Origin of the sequence: Cellulosimicrobium cellulans, assembly GCF_006539945.1 — a bacterium.
GTDB lineage: Bacteria > Actinomycetota > Actinomycetes > Actinomycetales > Cellulomonadaceae > Cellulosimicrobium > Cellulosimicrobium cellulans.
In genome coordinates this window covers 22,252-38,667 of record NZ_BJNZ01000009.1, presented here as the reverse complement: position 1 = coordinate 38,667, position 16,416 = coordinate 22,252, and the positions used below count along the sequence as shown (strand labels likewise).

Below are 16,416 nucleotides of genomic sequence, written 5' to 3'. Positions count from 1 at the left end.
CCGGCGAGCGACGCCGCGTGAGATCCATCACACCGCGTGACCCGGATACCTCGCGATGGCCTGGAATTCCGCGATCTTGCCGTCCTACGAGGTCCGCGTGGGGTCATGTTTGCCTGGCCCAGACGCGGCGTGAAGAACCCGCGAACAGGCCGCGCGCGAACGTCCCGCGCAGCCCCCTGGGCCGCCGCCGAGGGCCTAGGCTGGAGTGGTCCGGAATCCGGACGAGTCCGTGCCGACGTCGTGCGCCACGCCTCGCGCGTGCTGCCACGCGTCTGGTCGCGGACTGTGACCGACAGCGACCTGTGTGTGAAAGTGGGCGATCCTCGCGTGTCCCCGAAGGCTGAGTCAGAGGCGATCAGCGACGCAAGCTCCGTGTTCGGAGCGAACGAGTGGCTGGTCGACGAGCTGTACGAGCAGTACCTCCAGGACAAGAACGCGGTGGACCCCGCGTGGTGGGACTTCTTCGAGGACTACCGTCCGGCGGAGCGTGCCGAGCAGGCCACGACGACGGCCGGCGCGCCGTCGACGCCCGTGAACGGGGCCCCCGCGGCGCCGGCGGCCCCCGCCGCGCCGGCCGTCCCCGCCGCCGTGACGGACGGCTCGGCCGCCGCCGAGGCGGCGCAGCGCGTCAAGCCCCCGAAGCTCCCGGCCGACCCCGCGGTCAACGCCGCCGCCGAGGCGGTCCGGGCGACGCGCCCCGTCGCGACGGCCCAGCCCGCGACCGCGCCGTACGCGCAGGTCCCTGCCCGCAAGGTCGCCGGCGCCCCGACGGCCGAGGCGGAGACCGTCGCGGACGACGTGCAGAAGCTCCGCGGCCCCGCAGCGCGCGTCGTGACGAACATGGAGGCCAGCATCCAGGTGCCGACGGCGACGTCGGTGCGCGCGGTGCCGGCCAAGCTCATGGTCGACAACCGGATCGTCATCAACAACCACCTCGCGCGCGGCCGCGGGGGCAAGATCTCGTTCACGCACCTCATCGGGTTCGCGCTCGTCGAGGCGCTGGCGGACATGCCGGTCATGAACGCGAGCTACACGCAGCTCGACGGCAAGCCCGCGGTGAACCAGCCGGCGCACGTCAACTTCGGTCTCGCGATCGACCTCGCCAAGCCGGACGGGTCGCGCCAGCTCCTCGTGCCGAGCATCAAGAAGGCCGAGTCGATGGACTTCGCCCAGTTCTGGGCGGCCTACGAGGACCTCGTGCGCCGTGCGCGCGGCGGCAAGCTCGGCGTCGACGACTTCGCCGGCACGACGATCTCGCTGACCAACCCGGGCGGCATCGGCACCGTGCACTCGGTCCCGCGCCTCATGGCCGGCCAGGGCACGATCATCGGCGTCGGCGCGATGGACTACCCCGCCGAGTTCGCGGGCGCGTCCACCGAGCGCCTCGCGCGCCTGGGCATCTCGAAGGTCCTGACGATCACGTCGACCTACGACCACCGCATCATCCAGGGCGCCCAGTCGGGCGAGTTCCTGCGGATCCTGTCGCAGAAGCTCCTCGGCGAGGACGGCTTCTACGACCGCGTGTTCGCCGCGCTGCGCATCCCCTACGAGCCGGTGCGCTGGGTCCGCGACAACACGACGGACGCCGAGATCGAGGCGGCCAAGCCCGCGAAGATCGCGGAGCTCATCCACTCCTACCGTTCGCGCGGGCACCTCATGGCGGACACCGACCCGCTCGCGTACCGCCAGCGCAAGCACGGGGACCTCGACATCCAGAACCACGGCATGACGCTGTGGGACCTGGACCGCACGTTCCCCACGGGGGGCTTCGGCGGCAAGACGAAGTCCTCGCTGCGCGACATCCTCGGGCTGCTGCGCGACTCCTACTGCCGCACGGTCGGCGTGGAGTACATGCACCTGGCCGACCGCACGCAGCGCAAGTGGCTCCAGGAGCGCCTCGAGTCCGGGTACGCGCGCACGCCGCGCGAGGACCAGCTCCGCATCCTGCGCCGCCTGAACTCGGCCGAGGCGTTCGAGACCTTCCTGCAGACGAAGTTCGTCGGGCAGAAGCGCTTCTCGCTCGAGGGCGGCGAGTCGGTGATCCCGCTGCTCGACGCGATCCTGTCGAAGGCGGCGGAGAACGGCCTCGACGAGGTCGGCATCGGGATGGCCCACCGTGGCCGCCTCAACGTGCTCGCCAACATCGCGGGCAAGAGCTACGCGCAGATCTTCGCGGAGTTCGAGGGCAACCTCGACCCGAAGAGCGTGCAGGGCTCGGGTGACGTGAAGTACCACCTCGGCACCGAGGGCGTCTTCACCGCGGAGAGCGGGGCGACGACGAAGGTCTACCTCGCGGCCAACCCGTCCCACCTCGAGGCGGTCGACCCGGTGCTCGAGGGCATCGTGCGCGCCAAGCAGGACCGTATCGACCTGGGCGGCGACGGGTTCTCCGTCCTGCCGATCCTCATCCACGGCGACGCGGCCTTCGCGGGCCAGGGCGTCGTGCCCGAGGTGCTCAACCTCGCCCAGCTGCGCGGGTACCGCACGGGCGGCACGGTGCACGTCATCATCAACAACCAGGTCGGCTTCACGACCGGCCCGTCGTCGTCGCGCTCGACGACCTACGCGACCGACGTCGCCAAGGGCTACCAGGTCCCGATCTTCCACGTGAACGGGGACGACCCCGAGGCGTGCGTGCGCGTCGCGGAGCTGGCCTTCGCGTTCCGTGAGCAGTTCGACCGCGACGTGATCATCGACATGATCTGCTACCGCCGCCGCGGGCACAACGAGGGCGACGACCCCTCGATGACGCAGCCGCTCATGTACAACCTCATCGAGGCCAAGCGCTCGGTGCGCAAGCTCTACACCGAGAACCTCGTCGCGCGCGGCGACATCACGCTCGAGGAGGCCGAGCACGTCCTCCAGGACTACCAGGCCCAGCTCGAGCGCGTCTTCACCGAGACCAAGGAGGGCGGCTTCACGCCCGCCGCGGACCGTGAGCCCGTCGCCGGCCTCGAGCGTCCGGAGTCCCAGCTCGAGGACGCCGGCACGATGGTCGGCTGGAAGACGGCGATCGACCGCTCGGTCCTCGAGCGCGTCGGCCAGGTCCACGTCGCGCCACCGGAGGGCTTCACCGTCCACCCCAAGCTCGCGCAGCTCCTCGAGAAGCGTCGCCAGATGTCCGTCGAGGGCGGCATCGACTGGGGCTTCGGCGAGCTCGCCGCGTTCGGTTCGCTCCTCGCGGAGGGCACGCCCGTGCGCCTCGCCGGGCAGGACTCGCGCCGCGGCACGTTCGTGCAGCGCCACGCCGTCCTGCACGACCGCGAGACCGGCGCCGAGTGGACGCCGCTGCTGTACCTGTCGGCGGACCAGGCCAAGTTCTGGGTCTACGACTCGTCGCTGTCGGAGTACGCCGCGCTCGGGTTCGAGTACGGCTACTCCGTCGAGCGTCCCGACGCGCTCGTGCTGTGGGAGGCGCAGTTCGGCGACTTCGTCAACGGCGCCCAGACGGTGATCGACGAGTTCATCTCGTCCGCCGAGCAGAAGTGGGGCCAGTACTCCTCGGTCGTCATGCTCCTCCCCCACGGCTACGAGGGCCAGGGGCCGGACCACTCGTCCGCGCGCATCGAGCGGTTCCTCCAGCTCGCCGCCGAGGACAACATGACGGTCGCGCAGCCGTCGACGCCCGCGTCGTACTTCCACCTGCTGCGCCGGCAGGCGTACGCGCGCCCGCGCCGTCCGCTCATCGTCTTCACGCCCAAGCAGCTCTTGCGCCTCAAGGCCGCCGCGTCGAGCGTCGAGGACTTCACGACCGGCACGTTCCAGCCCGTCATCGCGGACGCGACGGCCGACCCGGCGAAGGTCGACCGCGTGCTCCTGTGCACGGGCCGCGTGTACTACGACCTCCTCGCCGAGCGCACCAAGCGCGGCGACGAGGGCGTGGCGATCGTCCGCCTCGAGCAGCTCTACCCGCTCGACGTCGACGGCATCCGGGCCGAGCTCGCGAAGTACCCGGGCGCCGAGGTCGTGTGGGTCCAGGACGAGCCGGAGAACCAGGGCGCCTGGTCGTTCGTGCACATCAACCTGCCGGAGGACCTGCCGCGCGTGAGCGTCGTCTCCCGCCCGGCGTCGGCGTCGACCGCCGCAGGGACGGCCAAGAAGCACCAGGCCCAGCAGGCCGTGCTGCTCGAGCAGGCGTTCGCCCGCTGAGGTCGCCGGGCTCCGGCCCTGGACACGACGAAGGCCCCCTCCGCACGGAGGGGGCCTTCGTCGTCGGTGCTCGACGAGCCGACTACCAGCGGTCGTGGATCTTGGCGCGCAGGTGCTCGTCGTAGATCTCGCGGACCCCCGAGGTGAAGAGCGGGCCGAGGACGTCCGCGTCGCCCGCGGCGGCGTTCGAGCGGGCCTGCTCGACGTTGCGCGCGCCGGGGATGACGGTCGACACGCCGGGCTGCTGCCAGACCCACGCGATCGCGACCTGGGCGGGCGTGAGGTCCTGCCCGACGACGTCCTGCACGAGCGTGGTGAACTCGGCCGCCGCCTGGACGCCGGTCTCGAAGTCGACGCCCGAGAACGTCTCGCCGACGTCGAACGCGCTGCCGTCGCGGTTGTACGTGCGGTGGTCGTCGGCCGCGAAGGTCGTGTCCTTCGTGTACTTCCCGGACAACAGCCCGGACGCCAGCGGGACGCGCGCGATGACGCCCACACCGGCCGCGGACGCGGCGGGCAGGACGGCGTCGAGGGGCTTGAGCCGGAAGGCGTTGAGGATGATCTGCACGGTCGCGACGCCGGGACGCGCGATGGCGGTGAGCGCCTCGTCGACCGTCTCGACGCTCACGCCGTAGCTCGCGATCGCGCCCTCGGCGACGAGAGTGTCGAGGCCGTCGTACACCTCGTCGCGCGAGTAGACCGCCGTCGGGGGGCAGTGGAGCTGGACGAGGTCGAGGCGGTCGGTCCGCAGGTTGCGGCGCGACCGGTCGGTCCACTCGCGGAACTTGGCGAGCGTGTAGTTGTCCGCGTCCTGCTCCTCGCGGCGACCCATCTTCGTCGCGACGGTGATCGCGTGGCCCGGGTTGTCGGCGAGGTAGCCGCCGATGATCTGCTCGCTGCGCCCGTCGCCGTAGACGTCCGCGGTGTCGAAGAACGTCACGCCGGCCTCGGCGGAGGCGTCGAGCACGGCGCGCGCGTCGTCCTCGCTCACGTCGCCCCAGTCGGCGCCGAGCTGCCAGGTTCCCAGTCCGACGACCGAGACGAGCCGTCCCGTGCGTCCGAGCACCTGTCGTTCCATCGTTCCTCCTCGTGCTGCGTCGGGTACGCCGGGAGACACACCCGGGCACCGAGTCTGACTGCCGAGAGCGCATCGCGCACGCTCGCACGCCGAGTACCGTATGTGAGCGTGAACACCCATGCCCCCTCGGGGACCCAGGTCCGCATCGCCCACGGCGAGCACGCAGCGACGATCACCGAGGTGGGAGCGGCCGTGCGCGAGTACACGGTCGGCGGCCGGCCCGTCTTCACGCCCTTCGCGGAGAACGACGTCGCGCCCGCGTTCAACGGCGCGGTCCTGCTCCCCTGGCCCAACCGCCTGCGCGACGGCGCGTACGAGGTGGACGGCACGACGTACCAGGTGCCGGTCTCGGAACCCGACCGCGGCACCGCGCTGCACGGGCTCGCGTGCTGGCAGCGCTGGGTCGTCGTCGAGCACGACGCGTCGCGCGCGACGCTGGAGCTGCACCTGCCGCCGTCGCCCGGCTACCCGTTCGACCTCGTCACGCGCGTGACCTACTCGCTCGACGACGCGGGGCTGCGCGTCCACGTCCGCACGACGAACGTCGGCGCCGCGACGGCGCCGTACGGGGTCGGGTTCCACCCGTGGTTGTCCGCCGACGGCGCGAACCTCGACGAGTGCACGCTCCGCCTCGACGCCGCGACGCGCGTCACGACCGACGAGCGTCTCCTGCCCACCGGCACCGAGCCCGCTGCGGGGAGCTACGACCTGCGCGAGCCGCGCCTGCTCGCGGGCGTCGACCTGGACGACGCGTACGTCGACGTGCTGCGCGACGCCGACGGCCTGTCCTGGATGAGGCTCTCCGCTCCCGACGGCCGCACGTCGGCCGTCTGGATGGACGGCTCGATGGACACCTGGCAGGTCTGCACGGGCGACCACGTCGGGGACGTCGCGTTCCGCCGCTCCGGCGTCGCGGCGGAGCCCATGAGCTGCATCGCGGACGCGTTCCGTACCGGCGAGCGCCTCGTGCGGCTCGAGCCGGGCGACTCGCACGAGGTCACCTGGGGCGCGACGCTGCTCTGAACGGGCCGGTCGCGGGCGGTCCGTCCCCTATGTCCGGCTGGACACGCCGTCCCCACGGGCCCGTTTCGACCCGCGCCGCCCGCGTCGGGGAGAATGGCGCCCGTGGAAGACGCGGTGAGTCGAGAGGTACGGATCTGCGTCGTCGGCGACGAGCTGAGCGCCGGCGTCGGCGACGCGAAGGCCCTGGGGTGGGCGGGGCGCGTCGTCGCGCGCACGCGCTTCCCCCAGCCGGCGTACGTGTTCCCGCTCGCCATCCCCGGCGAGACGACGACGGCGCTCAGCCAGCGCTGGGAGGCGGAGACCGCGCGGCGGTTCGCCCCGGAGCCGGACGTGGACAACCGCCTCGTCATCGGCCTCGGTCGTCACGACCTCGACGCGGGGCTGTCCGTCGCGCGTTCGCGCCTCAACCTCGCGAACGTGCTCGACGTCGCGGAGTCGCACCGGCTGCCGACGTTCGTCGTCGGGCCCCCGCCGGGGCACGCGCACGACGCCGAGCGGCTCGCCGAGCTCTCGCACGCCTTCTCGGACGTCGCGAACCGGCGCCGCGTGCCGTACGTGGACACGTTCAGCCCGCTCGTGACGCACGAGCAGTGGCTCGCGGACCTCGCGCAGAGCGGTAACGGCTTCCCGGGACAGGCGGGATACGGGCTCATGGCCTGGCTCGTGCTGCACACGGGCTGGCACGCGTGGCTCGGTCTGCCGGACGACACGGTCTGACCCCGGCGAGGTAGAGGCCTGGTCACGTCAGGTAGAGGCCCGGTCACACGAGGTAGAGGCCCGGTCACGACCGGGCCTCTACCTCGAGGGACGGCTCAGCCGCGCGAGACCGTGAGGTCGCCCGAGACGGTGTTCGCCGAGACGTACGCGCCGCCCGCGCCGGGCTGGTCGACGTGGTCGACCGACGTCGTGCGCTGCGCGGTCGAGTCGAGGCGGACGCCGTCGAGCACGGCCTTGCCCGTGACGCTGCGGGCCTTGAGGTTGACCGGCGACCCGGCGCCGAGGCGTACGGCCACGTCGCCGGAGACCGTGCGCGCGTCGACGAGCGGGGTGCTCTCGCGCGCCACGACCTCGACGCCGCTCGTCACGGTGTTGACGGACACGCGACCGAGCGTCCCGCCGAGCGTGACGGCCCCGGACGCGGTGCTCACGTGGACGTCGCCGACGTGCTCGCCGACGTCCACGGCGCCCGTCGCCGTCTTGATCGACGCCGTGCCCGACACGCCCTGGACGCGCACGGCGCCCGTCGCGGTCGTCACGGACAGGTCCGACTGCGTGCCGAGGACGCTCGCGGCGGCGCGCGCGGTCGTCACCTTGACGGGCACGTGCGCGGGGACCGTCAGCCGCACGACGGCGCGGTCCTTGTCGCGCAGGCCCTTCGCCCGCTCGACGAGGCCCTCGACGCCGGCGAAGTCGTAACCGACGCGCAGCTCGCCGTCGTGCACGCTCACCTGGAGCGGGCGCTCGGACACCTCGCTGACGTAGAGGTGGGCCCCGGCCTCGCGCGCGGGGTCGGCGACGACGTCGACCGCGCCGTCGGTGAGCTGGACGACGACGCGTCGGACGTCGGCGACGTCGACGGTCTGGGGGTCGTTGATGACCCAGGACTCGGTGCTCATGCGCTTCTCCTCGTTCGGTTCTCTGGTTCGGGGGGCGATGCGTTCGTCGAGGGGTTCTCGTGATCGTCGGTCAGGGCAGGGTCGCTCGCACGGCCTTGCGCGCGCTGTCGAGCACGGTGCGCAGGGTGTCGACCGTGAGCTCCGAGACGACGCTCGCGGCGTCGGCGCGGCGCAGGTCCGCGCGCACGTCCTCGCGGAAGCGCTGGAGCAGCGCCTCGGCCTCCATGCGCCACGCGTAGGACTCGCGGCGCCGCGGGTCGGGGCCGCCGTCGCGCGGGCGGGCGCGCGCGGTCTGCGCGGCGGCCGCGAGCTCGGCCCGCAGGCCCTTGAGCGAGCCCTGCACGTCGGCGCGCAGCGCCTCGGCGCGCTGGCGCACCGTCTCGGCGATGCCGTGCTCCAGCGCGGCGACGTCGGCGCGACGCGCCTCGATCTCCGCGCGCCCCGCGGGCGTCAGCTCGTACGTCGTCTTGCGGCCGTCGGCGCTGCGGTGCACGAGGCCCTCGTCCTCGAGGCGCGCGAGGCGGGGGTAGATGGTCCCGGCGCTCGGCCGGTACGTGCCGCCGAAGCGCTCGGAGAGCTCGGTGATGAGCTCGTAGCCGTGCTTGGGCCCGGTGTCGAGGAGCGCCAGCAGGTAGAGCCGGAGCTCGCCGTGCGCGAAGACGGTGGCCATCAGCGGTCCACCGGCCCGTCCGAGGACGCGGCGCCCCGCGTCCCCGGGCTCCCCCACGCGGGGGCGTCGGCGTCCACCGGGGCGTCCTCCACCGGACTCCCGTCCCACGGGGTCTCGTCCGGAGCCCCCCGCAGGACGGTCACGTCGCCGGAGACGGCGGAGACCCGGACCGGCGAGCCCCTCCCGTACCGCGCGGGCTGGTGGAACGAGCGCGCGGACCCCCGCTGCTCGGCGCCGTCCACGAGGAGCCTTCCGCTCACGCAGCGGATCGCGTAGTCCATGGCGTCGGGGTCGGGCAGGCGCACGAGCACGTCGGCGGAGACGGCGCTCACGGTGATCTCGGACGGGGTGGTGCGGGTGTCGACGGTCACGGAGCCCGAGACCGAGTCGAGGCGCAGCGAGTGCAGCGATCCGGTCGCCGTGAGGCCGCCGGACACCGAGTCCATGCGGACCGGGCCGTCGTGCTCGCTCGCCGAGACCTCGCCCGAGACCGTGTCGACGCGGAGCTCCCCGCGGGTGCGGCTCGTCATCACGGAGCCGGAGACGGTCGCCAGCCGGGCGCCGTCGCGCACGCCCGCGACGAGGGCCTCCCCCTGCACGGTCGCGACCTTGACCTGCGTCGTCGCCGGCACGGCGACGTGCACGTCTGCCGCGTCCTTGCCGGTGTACGTGCGGAAGCGCTCGAGGAATCCCTTCCAGCCCGCGACGAACGGTCCGTAGCCGACCCGGAGCGCGGTCCCCTCGAGGCGCACGTCCAGGGGGCGGCCGACCACCGAGTGGACCTCGACGCGCGTGTCGGTCCGTGTCGGGTCGTCGTGCGCGACCACGTCGATGCGCCCGCCGATGACGGTCGCGTCGAGCGTCCGTACGCGTGCCAGGTCGATGGCCTGCGGACCCGTGACGGTCCAGCTCTCCTGCGTCATCCGTGGCTCCGTCCGTGGTCGCGTCCCGTGCGGCCGAGGCGGCGACACCCGGGGACACTCGCGATATATCTCGTTCTAAGACACGATATATCGCGTGCTCGACCCTGGCAAGGGGTCGCGTGTGGGACGATGGGAGGCGGACTTGACCCGCCGGGACCGGCGGGACTCCCCCGATCGTCAGGAGAACACCATGAGCAAGCGCGGACGCAAGCGTCGCAGCCGCAAGGGCAACGCCGCGAACCACGGCAAGCGCCCCAACGCCTGAGACGGCGCGCCCCCACGGGGGACGACGAGAGGGCCCGTACCGACGACGTCGGTACGGGCCCTCTCTCGTTCTCCGTCCGTCGGGGCAGGTGCCCCGCGGACGGTCCTCAGCGGGTCTCGACGACCGTCGTCGTCGTGACCATGACCGTGAGCTGCGTGTGGATGCGCTCCCGCAGCCCCGCGGGCGCCTTCTCGTGGCACGAGCGGCGTACGAGCTGCTTGACGAGCTCCTCGACGCTCAGCTCGGCGAGGCACGGCGAGCAGTGCGCGACGTGCGCACGCATGCGCAGCTCGTCGTCCGGCGTCATCTCCGAGTCGAGGTACTCGTAGAGGTGCGTGAGCGCGTGCTCGCACTCGGACTCGCCCGCCGTCGAGTGCGGGATGGGCGTCACCGGCTCCTCGACCGGGCCGCGCCCGGGGAACGGGCTCTCTGACGTGCTCACGACTCACCTCCGGGGGTCTTGGCCCCCACCAGTCCTCGCCTCACGGCGTAGTCGGCCAGCAGCTCGCGCAGCTGGCGCCTGCCTCGGTGCAGGCGGGACATGACCGTGCCGATCGGTGTCCCCATGATCTCGGCGATCTCCTTGTACGGGAAGCCCTCGACGTCCGCGTAGTACACGACCATGCGTCGGTCCTCGGGCAGCTCCTGCAGCGCGCGCTTGACGTCCGAGTCCGGCAGGCGGTCGAGCGCCTCCGCCTCGGCGGACCGCAGCCCCTGCGACGTGTGCGACGCCGCGCGCGCGATCTGCCAGTCCTCGACGTCGTCCGTCTGGGCCTGCTGCGGCTCCCGCTGCTTCTTGCGGTACGTGTTGATGAACGTGTTCGTGAGGATGCGGTACAGCCACGCCTTGAGGTTCGTGCCCGGCCGGTACTGGTGGAACGCCGCGAACGCCTTCGCGAACGTCTCCTGCACCAGGTCCTCGGCGTCCGACGGATTGCGCGTCATGCGCAGCGCCGCGGAGTACAGCTGGTCGAGGTACTGGAGCGCGTCCTGCTCGAACCGCGCGGCGCGCGCGGCGTCGCTCTCGGTCTGCGGCGCGCGGTTGGTGTCCTCGGCGTCCGTGTCCGTGGGCAGCGTCGTGCCCTCGACCGGCGTCGTTCCCGACGTCGTCGCGGGGCTGCCGGAGACGTCGCTGCCGGAGATTCGCTCTGTCATCAACAACGAGCCTAGTCCCCTGTTCGTCTGGGTGTCCGATGACGTGACCGGTGCCGACCACGCGGCGGCGAACGCCGCGTCCGTCGTCGAGGCCTCGCGGGTCGACGACGCGGCCCGGGCGGCGGGTGCGGGGGTGTCGAGAAGGACGGTCACGAGTGGTGCAACCTGCGCGCGCCCTCGCACATTCCCGCGGCCCGGGACGCCCCGCAGCGCGGCGCGCGCGACGCACGCGGCGTCGCTAGCGTGGCGCCATGACCACCTCGCAGACCCCGTCCCGCTTCCTCACCCTGCTGCGCGAGCAGGTCGGGCACGAGCTCGACGCGCACCAGCAGTACATCGCGATCGCCGTGTGGTTCGACGCGCACGACCTGCCGCAGCTCGCCGCGCACTTCTACCGGCAGTCGGTGGAGGAGCGCAACCACGCGATGATGATCGTGCAGTACCACCTCGACCGGGACCTGCCCGTCGAGATCCCCGGCTCCGGCCCGGTCCGCAACGACTTCGCGGACGTCGTCGAGCCGCTGCGGCTCGCTCTCGACCAGGAGAAGCAGGTCACGGCGCAGATCGAGGCGATCTTCCGCGCCGCGCGCGAGGAGGGCGACGCCCTGGGCGAGCAGTTCCTCCTGTGGTTCCTCAAGGAGCAGGTGGAGGAGGTCGCCTCCGCGACGACCCTGCTCACCGTCGCGCAGCGCGCGGGCGACAACCTGTTCGACCTCGAGAACTTCGTCGCGCGCGAGACGATCGGCGACGCCGGCGAGTCGGCCGACGCCCCGGAGGCCGCGGGCGGCGCGCTCTGACGCGCCGACGTGAGGCGCGACTCACGGGCCGCGGGTGGCGCCGTCCCGGCGGTCGCGGCAGGCTGGGACCGACCGGCGCACGCCTGGAGCGGGCACCGGCGAGTCACCGGCGATGAGGAGAGAACCGATGCTGCTGCGTCACCTCGCGAGGCCCATGCTGGCCTCGTGGTTCGTCTACGACGGGCTCCAGGCCGCGCTCAAGCCCGCCGAGCACGTGCGAGCCGCGCGCTCGGGCGTCGAGCTCGTCGAGAAGAGCGCCGGCATCGAGGCCCCGCTCAGCGAGAAGCAGGTCGCGACGCTCGTGCGCGCCCACGGTGCCGCGACGGCCGTCGCCGGGCTGTTCCTCGCCGTCGGCAAGGCCCCCCGCACGGCCGCCCTGACGCTCGCCGCGCTCACGGTGCCGCTCGCGGTCGTCAACCAGCCCTTCACCTCGGGCGAGGCGACGCGCGCCGAGCGCACGCGGAAGTTCGTCGCGAACGTCGGCGCGATCGGCGCCGCGCTCATCGCGGGCGCGGACTACGAGGGCCGCCCGGGCGTGCAGTGGCGGCTCGAGAAGGCGCGGCACGACCTCGCGCTCGCCAAGCAGACGAAGCAGGAGGCCGTGGTCGCGGGCGCGAAGGGTGCCGTGAAGGAGGTCTCGGCCTCGGCCCGGGGAGCGGCGAAGAAGGCGGCCAAGGAGGCGGGACGCTCGGCGCGGCGCGCCACGAAGGCCGCCCAGGAGGCCGCGGAGCACGCCGCGACCCTCGCCGCGGGGGCCGTGCACGACGCCGAGGCCGCGGTCCGCGCGAAGGTCGCGTGACGCGGTCGTGACGCGTCCGCGCGGCGGGACCCTCCGCCGTCGGGCGCGGTCCCTCCACTAGCCTGGAGGCCATGACGACCTCGCCCTCCGCCGCGCCCGTGCCCCCCGCCGTCGACGAGGGCTGGGCCGCGCCCACGGCGGGCGGGCCGCTCGACGCGACGGTCGAGGTCCCGGGGTCGAAGTCGCTGACGAACCGGCTGCTCGTGCTCGCCGCGCTCGCCGACGGGCCCGGGACGCTGCGCGGCGCCCTGCGCAGCCGCGACGCCGACCTCATGATCGCCGCCCTGCGCACGCTCGGCGTCGGCGTCGAGGAGGGCGCGTCGCCCAGCGAGCTGCGCGTGACCCCCGGCCCGCTGCGCGGGCCCGTCGAGGTGGACTGCGGCCTGGCGGGCACCGTCATGCGCTTCCTGCCGCCGCTCGCGGCGCTCGCCGACGGCACGGTCCGGTTCGACGGCGACGAGGGCGCGCGCGTGCGCCCCATGGGCCCGGTCCTCGCCGCGCTCAGCGCGCTGGACGTCCCCGTGGAGGGCGACGGCGCGGGGCTGCCGACGACGCTCCCCTTCACGATCCGCGGTCGCGGCCGCGTGCGCGGCGGGTCGGTCGACGTCGACGCGTCGGCGTCGAGCCAGTTCGTCTCCGGGCTCCTCCTCGCCGCCGCGCGCTACGACCAGGGCCTCACGGTGCGGCACGTCGGCCACACGCTGCCGAGCATGCCCCACATCGAGATGACGGTGGAGGTCCTGCGCGAGGTCGGCGTCGTCGTCGACGACTCCCGGCCCGCGATCTGGCGGGTCGAGCCGGGTCCGATCGCGGCGCGCGACGTGCAGGTCGAGCCCGACCTGTCGAACGCCGCCCCCTTCCTCGCCGCCGCGCTCGTCGCGGGCGGCACCGTGCGCGTCACGGGCTGGCCGACGGCGACGACCCAGCCGGGCGCGATGGTCCCCGAGCTGCTCGAGTCCATGGGCGCGACCGCATCGCTGGACGGCGACGTGCTGTCCGTGACGGGCACGGGCGAGGTGCGCGGCGTCGACGTCGACCTGCACGCCGCCGGCGAGCTCGCGCCGACGATCGCCGCGCTGGCCGCCCTGGCCGACTCCCCCAGCCGCCTGCGCGGCATCGCCCACCTGCGCGGGCACGAGACCGACCGGCTCGCCGCGCTCGCGACGGAGATCACGCGCCTCGGCGGGCAGGCGGAGGAGACGCGCGACGGCCTCGTCATCACGCCGCGCCCCCTGCACGGCGCGCTGTTCCGCACGTACCACGACCACCGCATGGCGACGTCCGCTGCCGTCATCGGCCTGCGCGTCCCGGGGGTCGGCGTCGAGAACGTCGAGACGACGGCCAAGACGCTGCCCGGGTTCGCGGGGATGTGGGAGCGCATGCTCGGGGGCGGGACCGGTCCCGGCACGGGAGCGGCGGCCCGCTGATGGCGCGCCGCGTCCCGGACGAGTCCGACTTCCGCGCGCGCCCCGGCAAGCGCGGGAGCCGTCCGCGCACCAAGCAACGGCCCGAGCACGCGGACGCGGTGACGGGGTTCGTCACGGGCGTGGACCGGGGGCGCTACACGCTGCTCGTCGGCGGAGGAGGCCAGGACCAGCACGTCGCTGCCGGCGAGGAGCGCACGATCGTCGCGATGAAGGCCCGCGACATCGGCCGCACGCGGGTGGTCTGCGGAGACCGGGTCGACCTCGTGGGGGACGTCAGCGGCGACGACGGCACGCTCGCCCGGATCGTACGGATCCAGGAGCGCTCGTCCGTCCTGCGGCGCACGGCCGACGACACCGACCCGTACGAGCGGGTCGTCGTCGCGAACGCCGACCAGCTCGTGATCGTCACGGCCCTCGCCGATCCGGAGCCGCGCACGCGCATGATCGACCGGTGCGTCGTCGCCGCATACGACGCCGGCATGGACGTCCTGCTGTGCCTCACCAAGGCGGACCTCGCCGACCCGGGGCCTCTGCGCGCGCTGTACGAGCCGCTCGGGGTGTCCGTCGTCGTGACGCGCCGCGCGCCCGACGGCCTCGCTCCGGACGGCTGGGCGATCGAGCCGCTCGACGCGGTGCGCGAGGCGCTCGCCGGACGCACGTCGGTGTTCGTCGGCCACTCGGGCGTCGGCAAGTCGACGCTCGTCAACGCGCTCGTCCCGGACGCGCAGCGCGCGACGGGCCACGTCAACGACGTCACGGGCCGCGGCCGGCACACGTCGACCTCGGCCGTCGCGCTGCGCCTGCCCGGCGGCGGCTGGGTCATCGACACCCCCGGCGTGCGGTCGTTCGGCCTCGCGCACGTCCAGGTCGACCACCTGCTGCACGCGTTCGAGGACCTCGACGCCGTCGCCGCGGGCTGCCCGCGCGGGTGCACCCACCTGGACGACGCCCCGGACTGCGCGCTCGACGAGTGGGTCGAGGCGTCGCCCGACGACGAGACCCGCGCCGCCCGCGCCGCCCGCCTCGAGTCGTTCCGTCGCGTGCTCGCCTCGCGCACCGGCGCCGCCTGAGCCCTGGCCCGCGCGGCGCCTCCCCCGCCTGGGCGGGCACCGCTACGGTGTGAGCCATGACGCCCCCCTCGACGCGCGGCTACGACGACGACCTGCGCCTCGCCCACGTGATCGCCGACCAGGTCGACGCGCACACGATGTCCCGGTTCAAGGCGCTCGACCTGCACGTCGAGTCCAAGCCGGACTCGACGCCCGTGAGCGACGCCGACCGCACCGCCGAGGAGATCATCCGCGGCCAGCTCGGCCGGGCCCGCGGTCGCGACGCGATCGTCGGCGAGGAGTTCGGCGAGACCGGTCACGGCGCGCGGCGCTGGATCGTCGACCCGATCGACGGGACCAAGAACTTCGTGCGCGGCGTGCCCGTGTGGGCCACGCTCATCGCGCTCGCCGACGGCGACGAGGTCGTCGTCGGGCTCGTCTCCGCGCCCGCGCTGGGCCGGCGCTGGTGGGCCGCGAAGGGCACCGGCGCGTGGACGGGCAAGTCGCTCGCCGCCGCGTCACGGATGCAGGTGTCGGGCGTCTCGTCGTGGTCCGACGCCTCGCTCGCCTACGCGTCGCTCGACGGCTGGGAGGAGCGCGGAAAGCTCGAGCCGTTCCTCGACCTCATGCGCGGCGCGTGGCGCACGCGCGGCTACGGCGACTTCTGGTCGTACATGCTCGTCGCCGAGGGCGCCGCCGACGCGGCCGCCGAGCCCGAGCTCGAGCTCTACGACATGGCCGCGCTCGTCCCCATCGTCACCGAGGCCGGCGGCCGGTTCACCTCGCTCGACGGCGCCGACGGCCCGTGGGGCGGCAACGCCGTCGCGACCAACGGGCTGCTGCACGACGAGGTGCTCGGCCGCCTCGGCTGACGCGGACCGCCGTCGGGCACTGCCTGGGTCCCGACCGGCCGCTCCGCACCGCGAAACCGTCAGCCGCGCGGCACGTCCTTGAGCTCGGACCAGTCGTACCAGAGCAGGTCGCGCTCGTTGACCCGGTCGATCGCGGCGTCGAGCGCCGCGTCGGCACCGGGGCCGTCGTCGTCGGCCGCGGCGAGCACCGCCGCGACGTCCTCGACGGCCTCGGGCTCGTCGACGTGCACGCACACGATCGCGACGTCGGGCACGGTCCGCAGGACCTCGACCGCGCTGGGCGCAGGTGCATCCTCGTCGTCGGAGTCCTCGGCGCCCACGACCTGCACCGCGCCGTCGGGCACCTCGAGCGTCACGACGAGCCGCTGGCGCGGCGCGTCCGGGCGCGACGCGACGAGCGCGAGCGAGTCGTCCGCCGCCTCGAGCGCGGCCGCGTACTCCAGGCCCTCCTCGTCCTCGTCGGGCAGCGCGCGCGTCAGCGCGGCGGTCACGGCGTGGGCGCCGCGCGGGGCGACGGTCCAGCGGGCGGCGTCGGCGGTCACGGTGACGGCGTCGAGCTCGTCGAGCGTCGCGGGGAGGTAGATGCGCATGGG

At 73.6% G+C, this 16,416-nt stretch carries 16 protein-coding genes; 9 read left to right on the top strand and 7 right to left on the bottom strand.

Translation table 11 applies throughout. The features are described from left to right. The first annotated feature begins 372 nt into the window (after positions 1–372). The gene (locus CCE02nite_RS08945) at positions 373–4,149 is read left to right on the top strand and encodes a multifunctional oxoglutarate decarboxylase/oxoglutarate dehydrogenase thiamine pyrophosphate-binding subunit/dihydrolipoyllysine-residue succinyltransferase subunit (RefSeq protein WP_371861905.1); all 3,777 of its coding nucleotides are present in this window, start codon (positions 373–375) and stop codon (positions 4,147–4,149) included. An 82-nt stretch (positions 4,150–4,231) separates the two neighbouring features. Here CCE02nite_RS08945 and CCE02nite_RS08940 read toward each other — a convergent pair whose 3' ends face one another. Continuing rightward, on the bottom strand, positions 4,232–5,227 hold the full coding sequence (locus tag CCE02nite_RS08940) for an aldo/keto reductase (protein ID WP_141389304.1): 996 nt from the start codon (positions 5,225–5,227) through the stop codon (positions 4,232–4,234). Between the two features lie 108 nt (positions 5,228–5,335). Between CCE02nite_RS08940 and CCE02nite_RS08935 the strand changes: the two genes are divergently transcribed. Together CCE02nite_RS08935 and CCE02nite_RS08930 are read left to right on the top strand one after the other, a co-directional pair. Next, on the top strand, positions 5,336–6,250 hold the full coding sequence (locus CCE02nite_RS08935; protein ID WP_141389303.1) for an aldose 1-epimerase family protein: 915 nt from the start codon (positions 5,336–5,338) through the stop codon (positions 6,248–6,250). A 93-nt stretch (positions 6,251–6,343) separates the two neighbouring features. After that, positions 6,344–6,967, top strand: coding sequence for a GDSL-type esterase/lipase family protein (locus CCE02nite_RS08930; protein ID WP_141389302.1), 624 nt, complete (start codon positions 6,344–6,346; stop codon positions 6,965–6,967). Positions 6,968–7,062: 95 nt separating this feature from the next. Here CCE02nite_RS08930 and CCE02nite_RS08925 read toward each other — a convergent pair whose 3' ends face one another. The 3 genes from CCE02nite_RS08925 to CCE02nite_RS08915 all read right to left on the bottom strand — a co-directional run bounded on the left by CCE02nite_RS08925 (position 7,063) and on the right by CCE02nite_RS08915 (position 9,459). Continuing rightward, positions 7,063–7,866, bottom strand: coding sequence for a DUF4097 family beta strand repeat-containing protein (locus CCE02nite_RS08925; RefSeq protein WP_141389301.1), 804 nt, complete (start codon positions 7,864–7,866; stop codon positions 7,063–7,065). Positions 7,867–7,936: 70 nt separating this feature from the next. Beyond that, positions 7,937–8,536 carry a PadR family transcriptional regulator gene (locus tag CCE02nite_RS08920; protein WP_047232222.1) on the bottom strand — a complete coding sequence of 200 codons (600 nt, stop codon included), beginning with the start codon at positions 8,534–8,536 and terminating at the stop codon, positions 7,937–7,939. Beyond that, a complete protein-coding gene (locus CCE02nite_RS08915; RefSeq protein ID WP_141389300.1) occupies positions 8,536–9,459 on the bottom strand; it encodes a DUF4097 family beta strand repeat-containing protein in 924 nt (307 codons plus the stop codon). The genes CCE02nite_RS08920 and CCE02nite_RS08915 overlap by 1 nt, the downstream gene beginning before the upstream one ends. 190 nt (positions 9,460–9,649) lie before the next feature. On the opposite strand from CCE02nite_RS08915, the gene CCE02nite_RS21280 reads away from it, so the two are divergent. Next, positions 9,650–9,724 carry a 50S ribosomal protein bL37 gene (locus CCE02nite_RS21280; protein ID WP_099052597.1) on the top strand — a complete coding sequence of 25 codons (75 nt, stop codon included), beginning with the start codon at positions 9,650–9,652 and terminating at the stop codon, positions 9,722–9,724. Between the two features lie 106 nt (positions 9,725–9,830). On the opposite strand, the gene rsrA is transcribed toward CCE02nite_RS21280, so the two are convergent. Both rsrA and CCE02nite_RS08905 read right to left on the bottom strand, forming a co-directional pair. Continuing rightward, the gene (rsrA, locus tag CCE02nite_RS08910) at positions 9,831–10,166 is read right to left on the bottom strand and encodes a mycothiol system anti-sigma-R factor (RefSeq protein WP_255318747.1); all 336 of its coding nucleotides are present in this window, start codon (positions 10,164–10,166) and stop codon (positions 9,831–9,833) included. After that, positions 10,163–10,879, bottom strand: a complete 717-nt coding sequence (locus tag CCE02nite_RS08905; protein WP_255318746.1) for a sigma-70 family RNA polymerase sigma factor — start codon at positions 10,877–10,879, stop codon at positions 10,163–10,165. Before CCE02nite_RS08905 ends, rsrA begins: the two co-directional genes overlap by 4 nt. A 251-nt stretch (positions 10,880–11,130) precedes the next feature. On the opposite strand from CCE02nite_RS08905, the gene CCE02nite_RS08900 reads away from it, so the two are divergent. The 5 genes from CCE02nite_RS08900 (at position 11,131) to hisN (ending at position 15,823) form a co-directional block, all read left to right on the top strand. Continuing rightward, positions 11,131–11,676, top strand: coding sequence for a ferritin (locus CCE02nite_RS08900; protein ID WP_087469543.1), 546 nt, complete (start codon positions 11,131–11,133; stop codon positions 11,674–11,676). Between the two features lie 127 nt (positions 11,677–11,803). Beyond that, a complete protein-coding gene (locus CCE02nite_RS08895) occupies positions 11,804–12,475 on the top strand; it encodes a DoxX family membrane protein (protein WP_141389299.1) in 672 nt (223 codons plus the stop codon). Between the two features lie 71 nt (positions 12,476–12,546). Beyond that, on the top strand, positions 12,547–13,902 hold the full coding sequence (gene aroA / locus CCE02nite_RS08890; RefSeq protein ID WP_141389298.1) for a 3-phosphoshikimate 1-carboxyvinyltransferase: 1,356 nt from the start codon (positions 12,547–12,549) through the stop codon (positions 13,900–13,902). Then, entirely contained in the window at positions 13,902–14,972 is a 1,071-nt protein-coding gene (gene rsgA, locus CCE02nite_RS08885; protein WP_141389297.1) for a ribosome small subunit-dependent GTPase A, read from the top strand. The genes aroA and rsgA overlap by 1 nt, the downstream gene beginning before the upstream one ends. A gap of 56 nt (positions 14,973–15,028) precedes the next feature. Then, complete coding sequence (hisN, locus tag CCE02nite_RS08880) at positions 15,029–15,823, top strand: histidinol-phosphatase (protein WP_141389296.1); 795 nt, start codon at positions 15,029–15,031, stop codon at positions 15,821–15,823. A gap of 59 nt (positions 15,824–15,882) precedes the next feature. Here hisN and CCE02nite_RS08875 read toward each other — a convergent pair whose 3' ends face one another. Continuing rightward, positions 15,883–16,413: a DUF6912 family protein gene (locus CCE02nite_RS08875; RefSeq protein WP_141389295.1), complete on the bottom strand. Its 531-nt coding sequence runs from the start codon at positions 16,411–16,413 to the stop codon at positions 15,883–15,885. Positions 16,414–16,416 lie beyond the last annotated feature (3 nt).

Coding starts and splice junctions, on each gene's coding strand:
- CCE02nite_RS08940 (WP_141389304.1), bottom strand. CDS start 5,227: ATGGAACGACAGGTGCTCGGACGCACGGGACGGCTCGTCTCGGTCGTC.
- CCE02nite_RS08930 (WP_141389302.1), top strand. CDS start 6,344: ATGGCGCCCGTGGAAGACGCGGTGAGTCGAGAGGTACGGATCTGCGTC.
- CCE02nite_RS08925 (WP_141389301.1), bottom strand. CDS start 7,866: ATGAGCACCGAGTCCTGGGTCATCAACGACCCCCAGACCGTCGACGTC.
- CCE02nite_RS08920 (WP_047232222.1), bottom strand. CDS start 8,536: ATGGCCACCGTCTTCGCGCACGGCGAGCTCCGGCTCTACCTGCTGGCG.
- CCE02nite_RS08915 (WP_141389300.1), bottom strand. CDS start 9,459: ATGACGCAGGAGAGCTGGACCGTCACGGGTCCGCAGGCCATCGACCTG.
- CCE02nite_RS08905 (WP_255318746.1), bottom strand. CDS start 10,879: ATGACAGAGCGAATCTCCGGCAGCGACGTCTCCGGCAGCCCCGCGACG.
- CCE02nite_RS08900 (WP_087469543.1), top strand. CDS start 11,131: ATGACCACCTCGCAGACCCCGTCCCGCTTCCTCACCCTGCTGCGCGAG.
- CCE02nite_RS08895 (WP_141389299.1), top strand. CDS start 11,804: ATGCTGCTGCGTCACCTCGCGAGGCCCATGCTGGCCTCGTGGTTCGTC.
- aroA (WP_141389298.1), top strand. CDS start 12,547: ATGACGACCTCGCCCTCCGCCGCGCCCGTGCCCCCCGCCGTCGACGAG.
- rsgA (WP_141389297.1), top strand. CDS start 13,902: ATGGCGCGCCGCGTCCCGGACGAGTCCGACTTCCGCGCGCGCCCCGGC.
- hisN (WP_141389296.1), top strand. CDS start 15,029: ATGACGCCCCCCTCGACGCGCGGCTACGACGACGACCTGCGCCTCGCC.
- CCE02nite_RS08875 (WP_141389295.1), bottom strand. CDS start 16,413: ATGCGCATCTACCTCCCCGCGACGCTCGACGAGCTCGACGCCGTCACC.